The 17403-nt window shown below is 33.3% G+C and carries 19 protein-coding genes; 12 read left to right on the top strand and 7 right to left on the bottom strand.

Annotation, left to right across the window (positions count from 1 at the left end; translation table 11 throughout):
• The first annotated feature begins 23 nt into the window (after positions 1-23).
• The 6 genes from accB (at position 24) to C6368_RS16305 (ending at position 4707) form a co-directional block, all read left to right on the top strand.
• Positions 24-536, top strand: a complete 513-nt coding sequence (gene accB / locus C6368_RS16330) for an acetyl-CoA carboxylase biotin carboxyl carrier protein (protein WP_107040327.1) — start codon at positions 24-26, stop codon at positions 534-536.
• Between the two features lie 57 nt (positions 537-593).
• Positions 594-1928 (top strand): acetyl-CoA carboxylase biotin carboxylase subunit, encoded by a 1335-nt coding sequence (gene accC / locus C6368_RS16325; protein WP_107040299.1) that lies wholly within the window; start codon positions 594-596, stop codon positions 1926-1928.
• Between the two features lie 148 nt (positions 1929-2076).
• The gene (locus C6368_RS16320; protein WP_107040298.1) at positions 2077-2640 is read left to right on the top strand and encodes a porin family protein; all 564 of its coding nucleotides are present in this window, start codon (positions 2077-2079) and stop codon (positions 2638-2640) included.
• A gap of 298 nt (positions 2641-2938) precedes the next feature.
• Positions 2939-3535 carry an outer membrane beta-barrel protein gene (locus C6368_RS16315; RefSeq protein WP_107040297.1) on the top strand — a complete coding sequence of 199 codons (597 nt, stop codon included), beginning with the start codon at positions 2939-2941 and terminating at the stop codon, positions 3533-3535.
• 67 nt (positions 3536-3602) lie between these two features.
• Positions 3603-3962: a hypothetical protein gene (locus C6368_RS16310; RefSeq protein ID WP_107040296.1), complete on the top strand. Its 360-nt coding sequence runs from the start codon at positions 3603-3605 to the stop codon at positions 3960-3962.
• A 142-nt stretch (positions 3963-4104) separates the two neighbouring features.
• A complete protein-coding gene (locus C6368_RS16305; RefSeq protein WP_107040295.1) occupies positions 4105-4707 on the top strand; it encodes a DUF6992 family protein in 603 nt (200 codons plus the stop codon).
• A gap of 79 nt (positions 4708-4786) precedes the next feature.
• Here the strand turns inward: C6368_RS16305 and C6368_RS16300 are convergent, their stop codons facing one another.
• From C6368_RS16300 to C6368_RS16290, 3 genes are all read right to left on the bottom strand, one after another.
• Positions 4787-5404: a carbonic anhydrase family protein gene (locus C6368_RS16300; protein ID WP_107040294.1), complete on the bottom strand. Its 618-nt coding sequence runs from the start codon at positions 5402-5404 to the stop codon at positions 4787-4789.
• A gap of 1 nt (position 5405) precedes the next feature.
• Positions 5406-7046, bottom strand: coding sequence for a SulP family inorganic anion transporter (locus C6368_RS16295; RefSeq protein WP_107040293.1), 1641 nt, complete (start codon positions 7044-7046; stop codon positions 5406-5408).
• Positions 7047-7145: 99 nt separating this feature from the next.
• Positions 7146-7412 (bottom strand): hypothetical protein, encoded by a 267-nt coding sequence (locus C6368_RS16290; protein ID WP_159038650.1) that lies wholly within the window; start codon positions 7410-7412, stop codon positions 7146-7148.
• A gap of 329 nt (positions 7413-7741) precedes the next feature.
• Here C6368_RS16290 and hemA point away from each other — a divergent pair, with 329 nt between their 5' ends.
• From hemA to C6368_RS16275, 3 genes are read left to right on the top strand one after another with little or no spacing between them, the layout of a single operon-like run.
• On the top strand, positions 7742-8965 hold the full coding sequence (gene hemA, locus C6368_RS16285; RefSeq protein WP_107040291.1) for a glutamyl-tRNA reductase: 1224 nt from the start codon (positions 7742-7744) through the stop codon (positions 8963-8965).
• Entirely contained in the window at positions 8962-9846 is an 885-nt protein-coding gene (gene hemC / locus C6368_RS16280; RefSeq protein ID WP_107040290.1) for a hydroxymethylbilane synthase, read from the top strand. The genes hemA and hemC overlap by 4 nt, the downstream gene beginning before the upstream one ends.
• A 3-nt stretch (positions 9847-9849) precedes the next feature.
• The gene (locus C6368_RS16275) at positions 9850-10515 is read left to right on the top strand and encodes a uroporphyrinogen-III synthase (protein WP_107040289.1); all 666 of its coding nucleotides are present in this window, start codon (positions 9850-9852) and stop codon (positions 10513-10515) included.
• Between the two features lie 31 nt (positions 10516-10546).
• Here C6368_RS16275 and C6368_RS16270 read toward each other — a convergent pair whose 3' ends face one another.
• The 3 genes from C6368_RS16270 to C6368_RS16260 form a co-directional block, all read right to left on the bottom strand.
• Complete coding sequence (locus C6368_RS16270) at positions 10547-11440, bottom strand: S66 peptidase family protein (RefSeq protein ID WP_107040288.1); 894 nt, start codon at positions 11438-11440, stop codon at positions 10547-10549.
• 5 nt (positions 11441-11445) lie between these two features.
• The gene (locus tag C6368_RS16265; RefSeq protein WP_107040287.1) at positions 11446-12300 is read right to left on the bottom strand and encodes a ChaN family lipoprotein; all 855 of its coding nucleotides are present in this window, start codon (positions 12298-12300) and stop codon (positions 11446-11448) included.
• A gap of 245 nt (positions 12301-12545) precedes the next feature.
• Entirely contained in the window at positions 12546-13805 is a 1260-nt protein-coding gene (locus tag C6368_RS16260) for a carboxypeptidase-like regulatory domain-containing protein (protein ID WP_107040286.1), read from the bottom strand.
• Positions 13806-14013: 208 nt separating this feature from the next.
• Between C6368_RS16260 and C6368_RS16255 the strand changes: the two genes are divergently transcribed.
• The 3 genes from C6368_RS16255 to C6368_RS16245 all read left to right on the top strand — a co-directional run bounded on the left by C6368_RS16255 (position 14014) and on the right by C6368_RS16245 (position 16680).
• Positions 14014-15132: a DNA polymerase III subunit gene (locus C6368_RS16255; RefSeq protein WP_107040285.1), complete on the top strand. Its 1119-nt coding sequence runs from the start codon at positions 14014-14016 to the stop codon at positions 15130-15132.
• Between the two features lie 338 nt (positions 15133-15470).
• Entirely contained in the window at positions 15471-15755 is a 285-nt protein-coding gene (locus C6368_RS16250) for a hypothetical protein (protein ID WP_107040284.1), read from the top strand.
• 70 nt (positions 15756-15825) lie between these two features.
• Positions 15826-16680, top strand: a complete 855-nt coding sequence (locus tag C6368_RS16245; RefSeq protein ID WP_107040283.1) for a hypothetical protein — start codon at positions 15826-15828, stop codon at positions 16678-16680.
• Positions 16681-16939: 259 nt separating this feature from the next.
• On the opposite strand, the gene C6368_RS16240 is transcribed toward C6368_RS16245, so the two are convergent.
• Positions 16940-17350, bottom strand: coding sequence for a hypothetical protein (locus tag C6368_RS16240; protein ID WP_107040282.1), 411 nt, complete (start codon positions 17348-17350; stop codon positions 16940-16942).
• Positions 17351-17403: the final 53 nt, after the last annotated feature.

The raw sequence follows: 17403 nt of genomic DNA, 5'->3' as shown, positions 1-17403 counted from the left end.
TATCCTATAAATATTCACACATGATGAATCAAAAAGAAATTCAAGAGCTAATAAAATTCGTTTCTAAGTCTGGTGTTACAGAAGTAGAAATCGAAGAAAAAGACTTTAAAATTACAATTAAGTCTGAACCAAAAAGAAAGAATGAATCTGAAGAGAAAACAGTTTACATTCAACAACCAATGCAGCAGATGCCACAGCAGCCAATGCAACAACAAATGCCACAAGCCGTAGCTCCAGCAGCCCCTGCTCCAGCGGCAGATAAAGGTGCAGCGGAAACAGCTAGTGAAGACAGTAAATACATCACTGTTAAATCTCCAATGATTGGTACATTCTACCGTTCTCCATCTCCAGACAAACCTGTATTTGTAGAAGTAGGAAGCACAATCAAAAATGGTGATCCTGTTTGTATTATTGAAGCTATGAAATTGTTCAATGAAATTGAATCAGAAGTACAAGGAAAAATTATTAAAGTACTTGTAGATGATGCTTCACCTGTTGAATATGACCAACCTTTATTTTTGGTTGATCCTTCATAATGTTAACGATTAAAACATTATAAAATTATTTTACGTAGAACTAAATACCCAAAAGGCATGTTCAAGAAAATATTGATTGCCAATAGGGGCGAAATCGCCTTACGTGTTATTAGAACATGTAAGGAAATGGGAATTAAAACTGTCGCTGTATATAGTACTGCTGACAAGGATAGTTTACATGTACGTTTCGCCGATGAAGCTGTATGCATAGGTCCCGCAGCTAGCTCATTATCCTATTTACAAATACCGAATATTATTGCTGCTGCAGAAATTACAAATGCAGATGCAATTCACCCAGGATATGGTTTCCTTTCAGAAAACTCAAAGTTTTCTAAAGTATGTCAAGAACACAATATTAAATTCATTGGTGCTACCCCAGAACAAATTGATGGAATGGGAGATAAAGCAAACGCAAAGGCTACCATGATTAAAGCTGGTGTTCCTTGTATTCCTGGATCAAAAGGACTTGTGAAAGACATTGAAGAATGTTTAAAACTTGCAGAAAAGATAAAGTACCCTGTTATTCTTAAAGCAACTGCCGGTGGTGGTGGTAAAGGAATGCGTGAAGTATGGAAAAAAGAAGATATGCAAAAAGCATGGGATTCTGCAAGACAAGAGTCTAAAGCTGCTTTTGGTAACGATGGTTTGTACATGGAAAAGTACATCGAAATGCCTCGTCATATCGAAATCCAAATAGCGGGAGACCAATTTGGAAATGCATGTCACCTTTCAGAGCGTGATTGTTCTATTCAACGAAGACACCAAAAATTAGTAGAAGAAACTCCTTCTCCATTCATGACCAAAAAGTTGCGTAAGGATATGGGAGCGGCAGCTATTAAAGCAGCAAAAGCTGTAAAATATGAAGGTGTTGGTACTGTTGAATTCCTTGTAGATAAAAACAGAGATTTTTACTTCATGGAAATGAATACACGTATCCAAGTTGAACACACAATTACTGAAGAAGTAATTAACTTTGACTTAATTAAAGAACAAATAAAATTAGCGGCTGGAAGTAAAATCAGCGGTAAAAATTATGAGCCAATCATGCATGCGATTCAATGTCGTATCAATGCAGAAGATCCTTATAATAACTTCCGCCCTTCTCCAGGAAAAATCACTGAATACCATGAACCAGGTGGTCATGGAATCCGTATCGATACTCATGTTTATGCAGGATACACAATTCCATCTCACTACGATTCAATGATTGCTAAATTGATTACTGTTGCACAAACACGTGAAGAAGCAATTCTTAAAATGCGTCGTGCATTAGATGAATACATCATTGAAGGTGTAAAAAGCACAATTCCTTTTCACCAAAAATTAATGGTTGATGAGAAATTCAATGCTGGAGATTTCACCACAAAATTCATGGAAGATTTTAAATTCTAAAATCCGAAATAACTAAATAATTTAAAAGTCCAAGCAGTAATGTTTGGACTTTTTTTTGAATTTAACAAGCCCTATTCATAACTTAAAAAACTTTCGACCTACAATATTCATATCTTTTTCAAGTTTAAAGTAGAAACAATTAAACACTATGAAAACCATACTCACATTAATCATATTCGTAATATCTTTTTCTACCTTTTCTCAATTAGGAATAAAAGCAGGATTCGCAATAGTAAAACCAGTCAACAATTATACTTCAGGACCATATTTAGGATTTAATGCAGGCTTGACTTATGAATGGAATGATAGATTTAGAGGTGAAGTATTATTTGAGAGAATGTATCAAAAAGATGAAATAACATTCACAACAATAGAACAAAATCAAGAAAGCCTGCAGGTTGATACCTTAACTGCACATCATAACATCATTCCAATAACGTTAGGATTAGATTATAGAATTCTTACGGGTATGCTTCAACCTTATGTAGGTTTAAACATAGGAATGATGACCTTAGGAACGAAAGTAAAAAGTAAACGATACAATAACCAATTTTTCACATTACATCCAAAAGTTGGGTTAAATATAGATTTAACGGAGAATTTTAAATTGGACTTAGCCATTAAGCATCATATTATTTTCAACCAAAAGAACAATGGAATATCCAATAATCAAATATTTGGTGCCAACTTGGGAGTAAATTATAATTTTTAATAGATGGTTATTTCTTTAAGATTCTCAACCAGCAGAACAATTATTAAGTGACCCCATACAAACATTTCAAATTCTATTAGAAATTAATTCAACGACAGAAGTTAAGCATAAGCTAAAAATATTTTAGGAGCTAATTTAGGTTTGCCCTATAGATTATAATGACGCAATTGTAATGATTTCATTGACTCCTATCAATATGACTATAAAAGCCGAATACTTGCCAAGTGAAATTACACATTAGTTTGTAAATTGAATTTAATTATATAAGTTTGATTCACTATTAATTAAAAAATCAATCATGAGGAAAACATTACTTTTAACTACCGTTCTGGCATTAATAATTTCAGGATCAGCTTTTTCACAAATTGGAGTTAAAGCTGGATTTGCATTAGGGGAACCATTGGATAACAGTACATCTAACATGCATTTAGGATTTGATGTTGGGATAACTTATGAGGTTACTGAAAAAATTCGTACTGAAATTCTATTTGAAAGATTAGCAAGGGAAGAAAACATATCGTTAGGATTTTTAGGAAATTTTCCCATTAAAACAATCATAACGCCAATTACAATTGGCGCAGATTACACATTTTTGACTGGCCAACTTCAAACTTATGCTGGTTTAAATTTAGGAATGTACAGATTTAGAACAGAAGCATTTGGACAAGACGAATCAGATGCATACTTTGGATTTTATCCCAAAATAGGATTCAGTTATGAAGTTACAAGTAATATCTTTTTAGATGCTAACCTAAAATATCACCTGGTATTCAACAAAGGCGATAAAGAAACTAACCTTGAAGGTATCGAAAATTTAGACGGACTTACAATTACTGAAGCATCAAACACCACTATTTTCGGAGCAAACATAGGCATAATATACAAGTTCAATTAAAAAGTGAGTAAATCTGGTTGTTAATTGCATTAAGGTATTAAATTTGTGTTCTAAATTTTAACGAGGTATGAAGACAGGTATTGCAAATAAGAAAATTGAGAAAATCATCGCTTTGGTTGAAAAAGATGGTGTACTTGCAGAAAGTTTAATTCAAGAACTTAAGGAATTAAGAGAATTAGCACTTAAAGAAACAGATCCTTTATTGGCAAAAGTTACACGTTTAACATTTGAATACCTTGAAGAAAAAGAGGCATACGATGTGCAAGCATTGTGGGAAGAAGATGAAGAAGGAGGAGAATTTCCATTGGAAATCGATGACAAAGAAAATCTTTTGAACCTATTGAATCTTATGCTAAATTCTGATCACAAGATTAACAGAGAAGAAATTAAAGATTACCGTTCAGCTTTAAAAGAAGAGCTTTACTAAGGCAATTTACTTTTAAAACATATTCAAAGTCCGCTTTTTTTTTAGAAAGGCGGACTTTTTTTTTCATAAATGTTTGAAAACCGATTTCAATCGAACTCAAGTAAGTTTTGTGTGTTTAAACATAGAATAAAAGCATCACAATATGAATAATCACTTAATAATCGGGTTTTTAATGCTTATTGGTTTTGGATTCCATGGTCAATCTCAAATAAAAACCAATTTAGCATTCAATAAAGAAAGACAACAGATCAATAAGTCGGGAATGGTGGCACTTTCTTCATGGGCGGCCGCCAACATAGCAATTGGATCTATTGGATGGGCTACCGCTCAAGCAGAGGCTAAATACTTTCATCAGATGAATGCTTTTTGGAACATAGTCAACTTAGGAATTTCAGTTCCAGGATTATTTCAGTCTAAAAAAGATGAAGAAAAAAAAATAAGCAACGGAAAATTAATTCAAAAACAATATTCAACAGAACAAATATACCTTATCAATGAAGCCTTAAATGTAGTTTATATAGGATCAGGAATCTTATTAAGTAATGTTGCTGATCAATATCCTAAAAATGAACAACGATTTCAAGGCTATGGGAAATCCATGATTTTTCAAGGAAGTTTTTTATTGGTATTTGATCTTATTCAATTCTTACGACACCGTAATCACAGGTTGAATTCTTCTACACTATTTTTCGACCAAGTTTCATTGAGCAACAACGGTTTTGGTTTTAAATATAGTTTTAAGTAGCCTTTTTTTCGAAATAGTACAAAATAGAAAAGGTAGACCAAAATTGATCTACCTTTTTACATACAAAATAAATATCTAATTAGTCAAGGAAAGTTACAACTCCATTTTCAACATCATAAACCCCTCCGATGATTGCTACTTCATTATTTTTTTCCATTTCTAAAATAATTTCACTTCCATTTCTAATTTCATTCATAGAATTCAGAACATTCTCATTAACAACTAAATTAACAGATTCATTTTCAGTTACATCTTCAACATTAGAACGAACTTTATCAACTGAAACCTTAATTTTGCTCAATAAACCTGTAATATTACCTAATTCAACTCCCTGACAAGCTGAAGTTACAGCTCCACAACGTGTATGACCTAAAACAAGAATTAACTTCGCTCCTGCCACTTTACAAGAATATTCCAAAGAACCAAGAATATCATCATTTACAATGTTACCTGCGATTCTTGTATTGAATGAATCACCAATACCTAAGTCAAAAACTTGTTCAGAGGTTACGCGCGAATCAATACAACCTAGAACCACAGTATGTGGAAATTGACCAGTAGAAGTTTCTCTTACTTGACTTAAAAGGTCTCGGTTCATTGTGGTGTTTTTTACAAATCTTTCATTTCCATCTTTCAAAATTTGTTTAATTTCTTCAATGCTTAACTTTGTTTGAATTTCTTTATTAATTGTGTTCATATTATTGATTTTTTAAAAATGAATTTTCATCTAAATTTCTGTGGTTCTCAAATCCTTTAAACTCCACATTTATGTTTCTTGTTTTTGCGTTTTGATTGAAATCCTTTAATAGATCATAGATATCGCTATCAAGATGCTTACTAATTGAACCATCAATTATTACATTACTATTTTCTTCAAGTTCATCAAACTTTTTATGTAAGTTACCTTTGTTAAAGAAAGAAACAACCTCCCCTAATTGAATAGTTAATGCAGACTCGCTTCGTATGTACTTTGAATGCATTCCATTTTCGAAATTTCTTTTGAGAATATAGAATACTGCGATTACAAATCCTACAATAATACCCCAAAGTAAATTAACAAATACAATCACTACAATAGTAACAACAAATGGTAAAAATTGACTTAATCCTTGCTTATACATCTCCTTAAATAAATCCACATTTGCCAACTTGTAACCAACTTGTAGAAGCACAGCTGCAAGAACTGCAAGAGGAATCATATTTAAAACTGACGGCAATGCAAGAACAAATACGGTAAGGAAAATACCATGAACTATAGCGGCCATTTTAGTTCTACCACCTGCAGCAATATTAGTTGAACTTCTTACAATAACTTGAGTAATTGGCAAACCACCAATTAAAGAAGAAACTATATTTCCCGAACCTTGCGCCAATAATTCTCGATTTGTTGGAGTAGAGCGTTTAAATGGATCCATTTTATCAGTAGCTGCTACACTCAACAAGGTCTCTAAACTAGCAACAATTGCCAAGGTTAAAGCGATAACATATATCCTAGGGTTCGATAAAATTGTCCAATCTGGGAAAGTAAGCAACCCAAAATATGGCAATTCTTTATCAGCAGACTGAATATCAACCAAATGAGAATTTGATAATTTTTTATCCCCTAAGTTTATGAATTCATTCGTCAAAGCTAAATTTGGTGCAGTGTGAAAAAACAATTCATTGATCAATACTGCCACAGCAACGGCTAATAAAGGTCCTGGAATAAGTTTTAAAATAGCATTTTGCTTAATAAAAGGTCTTTGAAAAAGTATCAAAATAACTAAAGAAACCACTGTAATAATGATTGCTCCTACAGAAAAATGGCTTAAGGAATAGGTAATATCAGCGAAAAAACTACCGTCATCAACTTGAAAATATTTCCAATCACCTTCAGGATTTTTATCCATACCAAAAGCATGTGGAATCTGTTTCAATATAAGCGTGATACCAATACCTGCCAGCATTCCTTTTATCACAGAAGAAGGGAAATAATATCCAATAATTCCTGCCCTCATAATGGATAAGATAATTTGGAAGATACCGGCTAAAACTCCAGCCACTAAAAAGGCTTGAAAACCAACAGCCATATCAAAATCACCTGCTGCATTTGTACCTAATTCCAAAATACTATCAGCGACAATCACCGCTAAACCAGCAGCTGGACCAGAAACTCCTAATGGAGAACCACTTATTGCTCCAACTAATATTCCACCTACTACACCTGCTATAATTCCTGAAAACATAGGAGCTCCAGAGGCTAAAGCAATACCAAGACACAATGGTAAAGCCACTAAAAAGACAACTAAACCTGACGGAACATCGTATTTTAGATTTTTAAACATTTCAAAATTTTTCATTAATATTTTTTTGTGACATAAATAATGTCATATAATAATTGTTAAGCAACATAAAAAAATGCCACTCAAAGGATGCTTATAAATAAGAATTAAGAAAAATTATGCGTGTTCTGGTGGTGGAGTAGTATTCTCCTGGTGGTTTGTTTTGATTTTAAAAGAGTAAAGATCCTTGTCAATCTTCAATTGGATAGGCAATTCTAAGTATCGCTCAACTCCTATAGGTGTATGAATAACTTCTTCCTCCATGGGATTAGCAGATCTATTTGGATTCTCTTGGTCACCTAATTCATAATAGTCATTACAGTCTTCAATGTGAAAACTAATTAAGGTCTCAGCAATAAAAATAACTGGACCCTGAAAAAACATTAGCAAACTTGCTAAACAAATAATTGAATATAACTTTTGTTTTCTCACCATGCAAAATTAGTAAATCATTATGAAAAATAAGAATCTGAATTATTAAAGGATGGTTATTTTTTACTTTTAGAGGAGGAAATACATAAAAAAAACGTTAAATATAAGTTCGGTCTCCTATTTCAATTTCAAAAAGATATTTACTTAAAAAAAAATAATATCAAAATAGATTGTTCTACACCGTTATTTAAAACCGTTCTAAATAATAAATTCTGACAATGTTATGACAATAGAATAAGGCATTATCACGATATTTACAGCAAAAAAAAAGGGAGAAGAAGGTGAAAGGAATTCACATATTTGCATTTACACACCGCCAACTTGAAGTTAATCAGATTGGTCGACTTCATATTGCTCCTGATGACCAAAAGGAAAAACTAACTTTACTCAAGGAAAAATTTCAAATAGATGAATTAATGTACATTTCGACATGTAACCGTGTTGAGTTCATCATTTCAAAACAAGAAGAAATTGATATTCCTGAGTTCCAATCCTATTTGGCTTTTTTATTTCCAGATTTTGATCAAGATCAGATAAATCTATTTGGTCATCAAGTAGAAAGATATAGAGAATTTCATGCTGTTGAGCACCTAATAAAAGTGACCTCTTCAATAGATTCGATGGTAATAGGAGAAAGAGAAATTATTACCCAAGTAAGAAAATCGTTCGATACTTGTAAGGCATTTGACCTTACTGGAGATTCGATTCGATTAATGATTCGTCACACCATCGAAACTGCAAAACGAATATATACACAAACAAATATTGCTCAAAACCCTGTATCTGTGGTGTCATTGGCTTATCACACATTACGCGTAAAGGATATCCCATTAGATGCTCGCATATTAATTATTGGCGCTGGGGTAACCAACACCAATATGAGCCGATTTTTAAAGAAACATGGGTTTACAAACTTTGCTGTTTTTAATCGAACATTGAGTAAGGCGCAAGTTTTAGCAAATCAATTATATGGTGAAGCGTATTCTTTAAATGAATTACCTATTTACATTAAGGGCTTTGACATAATTATTACTTGTACAGGAGCGGATTCCTCAATTATTAGTCCTGTTATATATGAAAACTTATTACAGGGAGATACAGATTCTAAAATAGTGATTGATTTGGCTATTCCTAGTGATTTAGATCATGAAGTAACGCAACAATTCTCTTTGGATTATATTTCTATTGATTATTTGCAAAAAATATCATCTAAAAATTTAGAAAAAAGAGCACGAGAAATTATTCACGTTGAAACAATTGTTGAGGAAGCAGTAAAAGAATTTAAATTCATGGCTCACGAAAGAGAGGTAGAAAAAGCTATGCGAATAGTTCCTCAAACAGTGAAGGATATAAAAGCGACTGCAATGGAACATGTTTTTGCCAAAGAAATTGAATGTCTTGATGAAGCATCAAAAGAAACAGTTGAAAAAATGATGGCCTATTTTGAAAAGAAATACATGAGTGTTCCTATGAAAATGGCCAAAGAAATATTACTTAAGAAATGAAAAAAATAATCATAGGATCACGTGGAAGTGACCTGGCATTGTGGCAAGCAAATTTTGTAAAAGACGAATTACAAAAACGAGGACAAGAAGTTGAAATTAAGGTGATTTCCACACAAGGAGACAGAATTCAACACTTGAGTTTTGACAAAATGGAAGGAAAAGGTTTTTTCACCAAAGAAATTGAAGCCGCACTTCTTGACAAAACAATTGATTTAGCAGTTCATTCACATAAAGATTTAGAAACAACCTCCCCAGAAGGTTTAGTTATTGCAGCAGTTTCATACAGAGAAGATCCATCAGAATTATTGTTAATCAGAAATGAATCTGTTGACAACAATGAAGAACTAGGAATTAAACAAAATCCAATTATTGGGACTTCTTCCGCACGAAGAAAATCGCAATTAATTACATTTCGTGATGATATTGAAATTAGGGATTTAAGAGGAAATGTGGGCACACGAATCAATAAACTACGTGAAGGTCAATATGACGCCATTGTTTTAGCCATGGCAGGTGTTAAACGATTGGATTTAGATTTATCTGATTTAACGATTAGTACTTTAGATCCAACCCTGTTTATTCCATGTCCAGCTCAAGGAGTTTTAGGACTTCAAATCAGAGAAGAAGACAAAGAATTGGCAAAGGTTCTTGAGGAGCTGAACGATACAGAAGTTGAAAAACGCATTGGTATTGAAAGAGGGGTTTTGAGAAATCTTGATGGAGGATGCCAATTACCATTAGGAATCTATTGTGATGAAGAAATGACTGTTCATGTAGCTTTCGCTAAAGAATGGGAAGATGGCGCAGAATTCAATACCTACTCGGCTGTTGACAATCCAGATATCATAAAAGAAATTCTAAGCGACATCCAACCACAATAAGCAATGTTATTCGTCTCCAAAAAAGTTACACAACCTGAGTTTCTAGCTTACGTTAATGCTGCGGAGATAAATATGATTGATACTTCAATGATTTCGTTTGAAGCTGTACCTATTGAATGTCCAGAAAGCAAATATGAAGTGGTCTTTTTTACAAGTCCTCGTTCTGCTCAATTCTTTTTGAACAGTTGTGAAATTCCTCACGAGGTTGAAATAGCAACAATAGGAAAAGTTACATCAGATTTTGTTGAAACTAAGGGATATTCTATCGCATTTACAGGTGTTACGAGTGGAATTCCATCTATCGTGAGTGAAGAATTCAAAGCATTTGTAGGAGAAAGAAAAGTGCTCTTTCCACAGTCCAACTATTCTCAACGTTCGATGCAAGCAAGTTTAGATACTCATCAGATTATTGATTTGGTGGTTTATAAGACCGTGTTAACACCAATAAAACTTATAGCTCAACCATCTATTCTTGTTTTCACGAGTCCCACCAATGTTGAATCATTTTTACAACTCAATGAGGTTTCAGAAAGTCAAAAAGTAATTGCTTGGGGAAAAACAACGGAGGCTTTTTTGAGCAAAAATGGAATAAAATCTGATTTTACATTAAAATATTCTTCTTTTGAAGAGTTACAGAAGATTTTGGTTCAACTAAAAGCAAACCAATAGATAAAATCTAGAGGATACTAATTTTTGCTTACTACTTATAAATAAGTTCAGCACTATTCTTTTTACAGTTAAACTTTGCAGTTTTTCCAAAAATCAAAGCTCGATTATCATCTAAGTGTCCAGCAGGGAATCCAAAAGAAATTGGAGTTGAATGATAAGTGAAATGCGATTTTATGATTTCGTATAAGTCACTACCATAAGGTGGGTTCGTATCCTTTATACCGCTAAAATCACCGATAATTAATCCACGTATTTGGTCTAGGACTCCCGCATTTTTCAATTGAAAGAAATGTCTGTCGATTGCATATAAATGTTCTCCCACATCTTCCAGGAACAAGATCGTATTTTGATAATCCGGTTGGTGTTTTGTTCCAATTAGCCCTGCTAAAACTGTCAGATTCCCTCCTGTTACTTTTCCTTCTACTTCTCCAGCTACATTATCCTGTTTTGTACTCCATTCATAATGTAACTTTCCACCCTGAATTCCTGCAAAAAGGCTTTCCAAAGCAGGTTTAGAATTCGATTCAAAGTTTAAAGGCATTGTGGAATGAATGGAAGCTGCACCTATCTTGGCAAGATGTTGATGAAAAACTGTAACATCCGAAAATCCAAGCAACCATTTTGGTTCATCAAGAAATCCCGCCCAACTTATTCTGTCAATAATTTGGATACAACCATAACCTCCTCTAGCACATAGAATAGCTTTTACATCATCGTTATCAATTGCCCATTGCAAATCCTCAGACCGCTCTTTTAAAGTTCCAGAAAAGTAATGGTGTTGACCTAAACAATTCTTGGAAACAATGGCTTTAAAACCATTTGCTTCAATACAATTTATTGCGTGGTCAACGAAATGTTTTTCGATTCCTTTAGCTGGAGCAACAATCGCAATTGTATCTCCTATATGAAGTTTTTTTGGCAACATTTGAACTAATAAGTTTTGGTCATTTCCTTATCTACCACCAAAATATAATCCGCTTGACCTTCGAATTCCTCTTCAAGATTATTTACATCAGATTGCTCAACAGTGGAAATAGTTATGATATTTAAATCTTTATTTTTGTGTTTCAAATACCAATAAATCCCTTCGTAGTCCTTGCTGTGGTAATCTCCATTAAAATGAATAAATTGATTTTTGTTAGACTGAAAATGCTCATAAATAAAATGTGCCATCGTTGCATCTTTTATAGCTTGTGCTTTTGGAAAATTTGGATTTTCATGATCACTCATCATGGTCAACATCGATTTGTAATTTGGCAACTCAGGGTCATACGCAATTGGCAAAGGTGCGATACAAGCTTTTTCTTCATCAGTTAATTCTAACGCCAAAGATTCTAAACCTAGTCTATAAACATGACTAGCATATTTACGTGGAACATTTGTAGCAATAAAAGACAACTTATTTTCTTTTGCGAAATCAACCAAAGGTTTATAATCTGTTTTATAATTCATCCAAAGTGATGCCGTAGAGTCTAATTCTTGTTGTGAAATTTCTCCAGATAGGTAATTATTAAGTTGTTTCTGAACATCTGCTTCCAACATTTCAGCTCCCAATGAAATAAGGTGCTTTTCATGCATTTTTTGAGTTGTTTTTAATTGTAACCAATGCGCAATTGGATTATCATGCAGCTCACCAAAAAGAATGATCTCTCCAGATTCAATTTGTTTAAAGAACTTTTTTGTACTGATCTTCTTTCCGTTTTTTGTGTACAATTGGAAAGGCTCTACATTTTGAGCACTCACAAAATGGCCAATTAAAATAAATAATACTAACAGATGTTTCATGATAATTCTTTTTACAAATATCTAAAATTTGCTATTTAAATTCCCTAAAAGTACTTCTTTTTTAATTATTTCAGGACCTTGATTTGATAATCGGCAAGTATAAACAAGATTGCTTATTCCTTGGTTTAAATAAGATTTAATTAATGGAGTTTTAATAAAAAACGATTCCTAGGCGCTATCACAATTACGAACGTAAAAAAGGGTTGCCCGTTATAGACAACCCTCAATAAATCATTAACTGTTTTTTATTTTTCTTTGTACTTCGCTTTCAACGCTTTAAAATCTTTTTCAAGTTCTTTCAAGTCTTCGTCTAATTCTTTTTGCGCTGCAGTTATTTTTTCTTGTTGTTCTTTTGCATCTTCAACCTCAATTTTCCCTTTCTCAATTTTACTATCTAATTTCTTTTGGGCAGCATCCAATTTTGAACGTTTCTTTTCTACTTTATCATTTTTCTTCGTCAGTTTAGCAAGACTTTTTGTGTATTTTTCTTCTGCTTTTGCCGCTTTTGCCGCTTTTTTGGCCACATCTTCAGCTTCCTTTCTTGCTTCTTTGGCCTCCTTGGCTGCTTGCTGTTGCGCTTTTGTTTTCTCTTTTTCTGCTTCCGCAGCTGCCTCTGCTGCTTTTGCACGTTCTTTTTCCGCCTCTGCTTTTTCTTTGGCCAATTCCTTTTGTTCTTTAGCTTTTTCTTTGGCGTCTTCCTCCGCTTTTTCGGCAGCTTTTTCGGCAGCTTTTTTCGCAGCTAATGTTGCAGCCGCAGCTTCTTGAGCAGCACGTTGTTTTTCTAATTCAGCTATCCGTACCTTACTTTCCTCCTCTTGTTCTGCACGTTTCTTGGAATCTGTCCCTGTGTTGGACAATTGTTTTTCCAATTCTGCAGCCTTCTCAGCTGATGCTATAGCAGCAGCCTGATTTTCTGCAGCTTTTTTCTCTGCAGCTTTCATTCTTTCTTGCTCTTCTTTCGATTTTTCAGCGTATTCTTCAGCGCTTTCTTGCGAGGATTTAGCGTTTTCATTTGCTTTTTCAACGGCCTCTCTAGCCTCTTCTTCCTTTTCAGCTTGCTTTTTTACCTCCTGCGCACTATTGCTGTTAATATTACTCACCTTATTAGCAATAGCAGTAGTTACCGTTCCTGAACCGCGAACTAAAGCAAATTTATAATCGCTTCCATTCTTTAAGATGAAACCAGTTAAAACCTGTGTTTTATAGCCCTCTTTTTGAATTTGTAATGTAGTTGCTCCTCCAGCATACTCATCGACCTTAATTGAAGCCCTACCTTGTGAATCTGTATTCGATGTAGCCAAAGATTTACCATCCAATGATATAGAAACTGTAGCACCTTCAACGGGCTTTCCCAAGTAGGTTACATTCACTGAAAATGCAACATTTTTTAAGTCTTGAATAGATTTTTCTACCGACAATTCTAGATTTGAAGATGCATTAGCTATAGGAGTAATTGCAACACCCAAAACGAAGGTAGCAAGTAGTAAAATGTTCTTATTTTTCATGATGTGATTTTTAAATTTCTGAATATCAAATCAAGATACATATTTTAAAGGTTTTAGAAGCCAGATATATCACAACTTTTTTTAAAAAAACAATATTTTATTTTAAATGAAATAAAAATAATATCATATTTATTAAGTCATTATACTCGACTAAAGCTTTCTTTTTAGAATTGAAGTAAAAACAACAAGAATTATTTATCTTTATCCAATGCTTTTTAAAGATGTATTAGGACACAATGACCTTAAGGAAAAATTTGTAAATGATGTACGAAGTGAACAAGTTTCTCATGCGCATTTACTATTGGGAAACATTGGATATGGTGGTTTGCCGATTGCATTGGCTTTGTCGCAATTTTTAATGTGCGAAAACCGACAAGAAAATGACAGTTGTGGAAATTGTGCGTCTTGTAGCAAAGTTCAAAAACTTGAGCATCCCGATATTCATTTTTCTTTTCCTACTACACAAGCGATTTCGAAAACTTCAGATCCGGAATTTCAATTATGGAAAAAGAATGTTTTGAGAAATCCTTACATGGGATTAAATGAATGGATTAACGTTTCTGATGACAAGGGTAGAAAACCGATTATTTCTGTTCATCAAAGTGAAGCCATTATAAAGAAGTTAACATTAAAATCATTTGAAGGAGGGTATAAAATCAGTATTATTTGGTTGGCTGAAACAATGAACACTGCATGTGCCAATAAGTTATTGAAAATTATTGAAGAGCCACCAAAGGATACATTGTTCATTTTGATTGTTGAAAATGAAGATACTGTTTTACCTACGATTTTAAGTCGAACGCAAATCACCAAAATCAAGCAATTAAACGACGATGATTTAGTAAAATTCTTACGTAACAAAGGAAATTCAGATGAGGATTTATTGCGAAGTATTTCATCACGAGCAGAAGGAGATGTATCTTCAGCATTGGAAATGATTGGTTCTGGGGAAAATTCCAACACCAACTATCAGCGCTTCGTTGAATTAATGCGCGTTTGTTATAAAAAAGAAGTGCTTCCGATGATGTTTTGGGCTGAAACCATGTCAAAATTGAGCAGAGAAGATCAAAAACACTTTCTAAAATATGCGCTATATATGGTAAGGCAAAGTTTAATGAAGAACTATACTGAAGATCAATTAATGCGCACTTCTTCGGATGAAGCCAATTTCTTATCAAAATTTGCACGTTTTATTACAGGGAATAATGTCTTGAATTTTAATGACTTATTCAACGATGCCCACTATAATGTAGAACGAAATGCCCACAGCAAATTATTGTTTACGAATATTACATTTGAAGTAATGAGGTATATTCATAAGGCTTAGGGTGTGGTGGCTATTTGCGCTGTAACGCAACGTAGGCCTCCGACAAGCTAAGTCAACGCAATCAACAAAATGTCCAGAATTATTTTTGTCTTCGCCGGGCTCATTCATCGGGTTGTTCTCTGAGAAAAAATTATGTGACAGGATAGAAATGAGAAATTAACCACCTATCTTACATTAAAATTAACCGTTAAAAATTTGACATTTTAGATTGTTGAAGACATCAAAAACACTTTAATAATTTCGTTTTTTTCAAAAATAATATCAGTTTTCAATTATTCCGAAAACGAAATACTACATATTTCCTTATATTTGCTTTGAAATTTAAATATACTCTTGTTATGGCGAATGCAAATGCATCAATTTGGAATAAGTTTTTAGGTGAGGATCTAGAAATAAATCGTTTAGGAATTATTAGTGTTGTTTTACTTATAATTGGCTGTTTAGGCGGTATGACAGTTGGTTTGGGTGCTGTTCACCACACATGGCAATTGTTTTTAGTTGTACTTCCAACTATGTTAACTCTTTCATTACTTATCGCTGTAGCACCATTAAAACAGATCTTAAATTTTTGTGTAATCACAGTAATTATTGACGTAATTATTTTAACGATTAACTTTCTTTAGACTAAAACAATATTTTTAAAGTTATTAAGGTATGTAAAAGCATACCTTTTTTTTTGACCTTTTGTGAAATATGAAAACGAGAACTCTTCTTATAATATTGCTAATTGCTGTTTCTTATCAGCCTGTTTTTGCACAACGCAAAAGTAAATTAAACACAAATGGACAAGGAACTTTATTTGCTCAAGTTGGATTAAACAGAAGTGTTTATAGCAATTCTAACGTTGAATTATCAGGAAACAATTATAATGTCATACTGAATGAAACATCTATTCAGGATAATTTAGAAGGAGAAAAATTAGGTGCATTTTTTTCTAGCAAATCTCCTCAAATCAATATAAAATTAGGTTATTTCGTTAAACCAAAATGGGCAATTACAATAGGTTTTGATCGGTACAATACCTTTTTCGAAGACAATCAGGAAGTAACCTTAGAAGGCAATTTTGCACCTGGTGAAAACTCAACTTATTCTGGAGCAGTAAACGAAGAAGTATTATTGACAAGAAATCAGTTCAATATAGCGCAAACGAGCGGAGTAAACTTCTTTTCTGTAGGTATTCAGCGCAACGATTTATTAACCAGAACGAGAAAATCTGAATTCGCATTGCAAACAATTTACGGTGTACAAGTGGGGCCCTTATTAACACAAGTGGAATACACATATGATGGTTATACTTCACCAGGGATTTCTTCATTAAGTGGATTTGGTGCTGCTGCAAATATTGGTGTAAGATTCGAATTTATACAGCATATTTTTCTTCAATTGGAATTAGACGGTGGAATTCTAAATCAAAATCAAATTAAACTATCTGATAATGGAGCCACAGAGGGAAAGCAAGTTGTTGGATTCATTTCGCCTTCTGTTCAATTAGGCTTCAATGTTTTTGCGCGACCAAAAAATAACTGTGGAACTTGTCCTAAGTGGTAACTTCACAGTTTTGAGTCTTGAGCGGTTGAGATAGCGGCTTTGCCACTTAAAAATTAACCGCAAAACAACGCTAAGGTTATCGCAAAGTTCGGAAAGGGAAAGACAAAAGATCTTAATTATTAGACGTTAGATGTGTTTAAGTTAATGACTAACAACATATAAACTTACTTAATGTTTTTTCTTAGCGACCATTACACAGTCTTTGTCCCGGTTAATATTTTTCTCTACTTTAACTTCTATACTCCAACTCAAAGCTGTCCTACCCTACCAATACTCCTTTCAAATTCAATAGAGGAATGTAAACGAAATTCTCTTCTTTTATTAAGTCAGAATGAAAAACGTATTTCTTATCGTACATTTTATTTCCAACCCAAAAACACACCCAATATTCATTTGTTAGTGCCATGACGTCTTCCATAATTGGTTCTACTTTCTGTGCTGAAAAAGGAATTAATCCACCCAAATCTTTTCTTAAAGTTGTAGTTTCAACTTTTTCTCCAGTTTCTTTATTTATCGCATAACCTTTCGATGTAATTAAAACTTGCTCCAAAATGTCATCACTTTCGTTGATAAAATAAACATCGAAAACAGGTAAATTATCTTCCCCAACTTCTTGTACTATAGCAACGTATACATTTTCAACTTCAGGCCCTTTTAGTTCTTCTTTCATAATAATATTCTTGTTCTAAAATACTTTTAAGGATGGAAAAATAATTAAAAAGA

The organism is Brumimicrobium mesophilum, assembly GCF_003025005.1.
In the GTDB taxonomy this organism is placed as follows: domain Bacteria; phylum Bacteroidota; class Bacteroidia; order Flavobacteriales_D; family Crocinitomicaceae; genus Brumimicrobium; species Brumimicrobium mesophilum.
Note: the sequence above shows the minus strand (reverse complement) of the source record. Positions and strands in the feature narration are given on the sequence as shown.

Bases quoted from the DNA above. Each gene is read 5' to 3' on its own strand.
- accB (WP_107040327.1), top strand. From the start codon at position 24: ATGAATCAAAAAGAAATTCAAGAGCTAATAAAATTCGTTTCTAAGTCT.
- accC (WP_107040299.1), top strand. From the start codon at position 594: ATGTTCAAGAAAATATTGATTGCCAATAGGGGCGAAATCGCCTTACGT.
- C6368_RS16320 (WP_107040298.1), top strand. From the start codon at position 2,077: ATGAAAACCATACTCACATTAATCATATTCGTAATATCTTTTTCTACC.
- C6368_RS16315 (WP_107040297.1), top strand. From the start codon at position 2,939: ATGAGGAAAACATTACTTTTAACTACCGTTCTGGCATTAATAATTTCA.
- C6368_RS16310 (WP_107040296.1), top strand. From the start codon at position 3,603: ATGAAGACAGGTATTGCAAATAAGAAAATTGAGAAAATCATCGCTTTG.
- C6368_RS16305 (WP_107040295.1), top strand. From the start codon at position 4,105: ATGAATAATCACTTAATAATCGGGTTTTTAATGCTTATTGGTTTTGGA.
- C6368_RS16300 (WP_107040294.1), bottom strand. From the start codon at position 5,404: ATGAACACAATTAATAAAGAAATTCAAACAAAGTTAAGCATTGAAGAA.
- C6368_RS16295 (WP_107040293.1), bottom strand. From the start codon at position 7,046: ATGAAAAATTTTGAAATGTTTAAAAATCTAAAATACGATGTTCCGTCA.
- C6368_RS16290 (WP_159038650.1), bottom strand. From the start codon at position 7,412: ATGTTTTTTCAGGGTCCAGTTATTTTTATTGCTGAGACCTTAATTAGT.
- hemC (WP_107040290.1), top strand. From the start codon at position 8,962: ATGAAAAAAATAATCATAGGATCACGTGGAAGTGACCTGGCATTGTGG.
- C6368_RS16275 (WP_107040289.1), top strand. From the start codon at position 9,850: ATGTTATTCGTCTCCAAAAAAGTTACACAACCTGAGTTTCTAGCTTAC.
- C6368_RS16270 (WP_107040288.1), bottom strand. From the start codon at position 11,440: ATGTTGCCAAAAAAACTTCATATAGGAGATACAATTGCGATTGTTGCT.
- C6368_RS16265 (WP_107040287.1), bottom strand. From the start codon at position 12,300: ATGAAACATCTGTTAGTATTATTTATTTTAATTGGCCATTTTGTGAGT.
- C6368_RS16260 (WP_107040286.1), bottom strand. From the start codon at position 13,805: ATGAAAAATAAGAACATTTTACTACTTGCTACCTTCGTTTTGGGTGTT.
- C6368_RS16255 (WP_107040285.1), top strand. From the start codon at position 14,014: ATGCTTTTTAAAGATGTATTAGGACACAATGACCTTAAGGAAAAATTT.
- C6368_RS16250 (WP_107040284.1), top strand. From the start codon at position 15,471: ATGGCGAATGCAAATGCATCAATTTGGAATAAGTTTTTAGGTGAGGAT.
- C6368_RS16245 (WP_107040283.1), top strand. From the start codon at position 15,826: ATGAAAACGAGAACTCTTCTTATAATATTGCTAATTGCTGTTTCTTAT.
- C6368_RS16240 (WP_107040282.1), bottom strand. From the start codon at position 17,350: ATGAAAGAAGAACTAAAAGGGCCTGAAGTTGAAAATGTATACGTTGCT.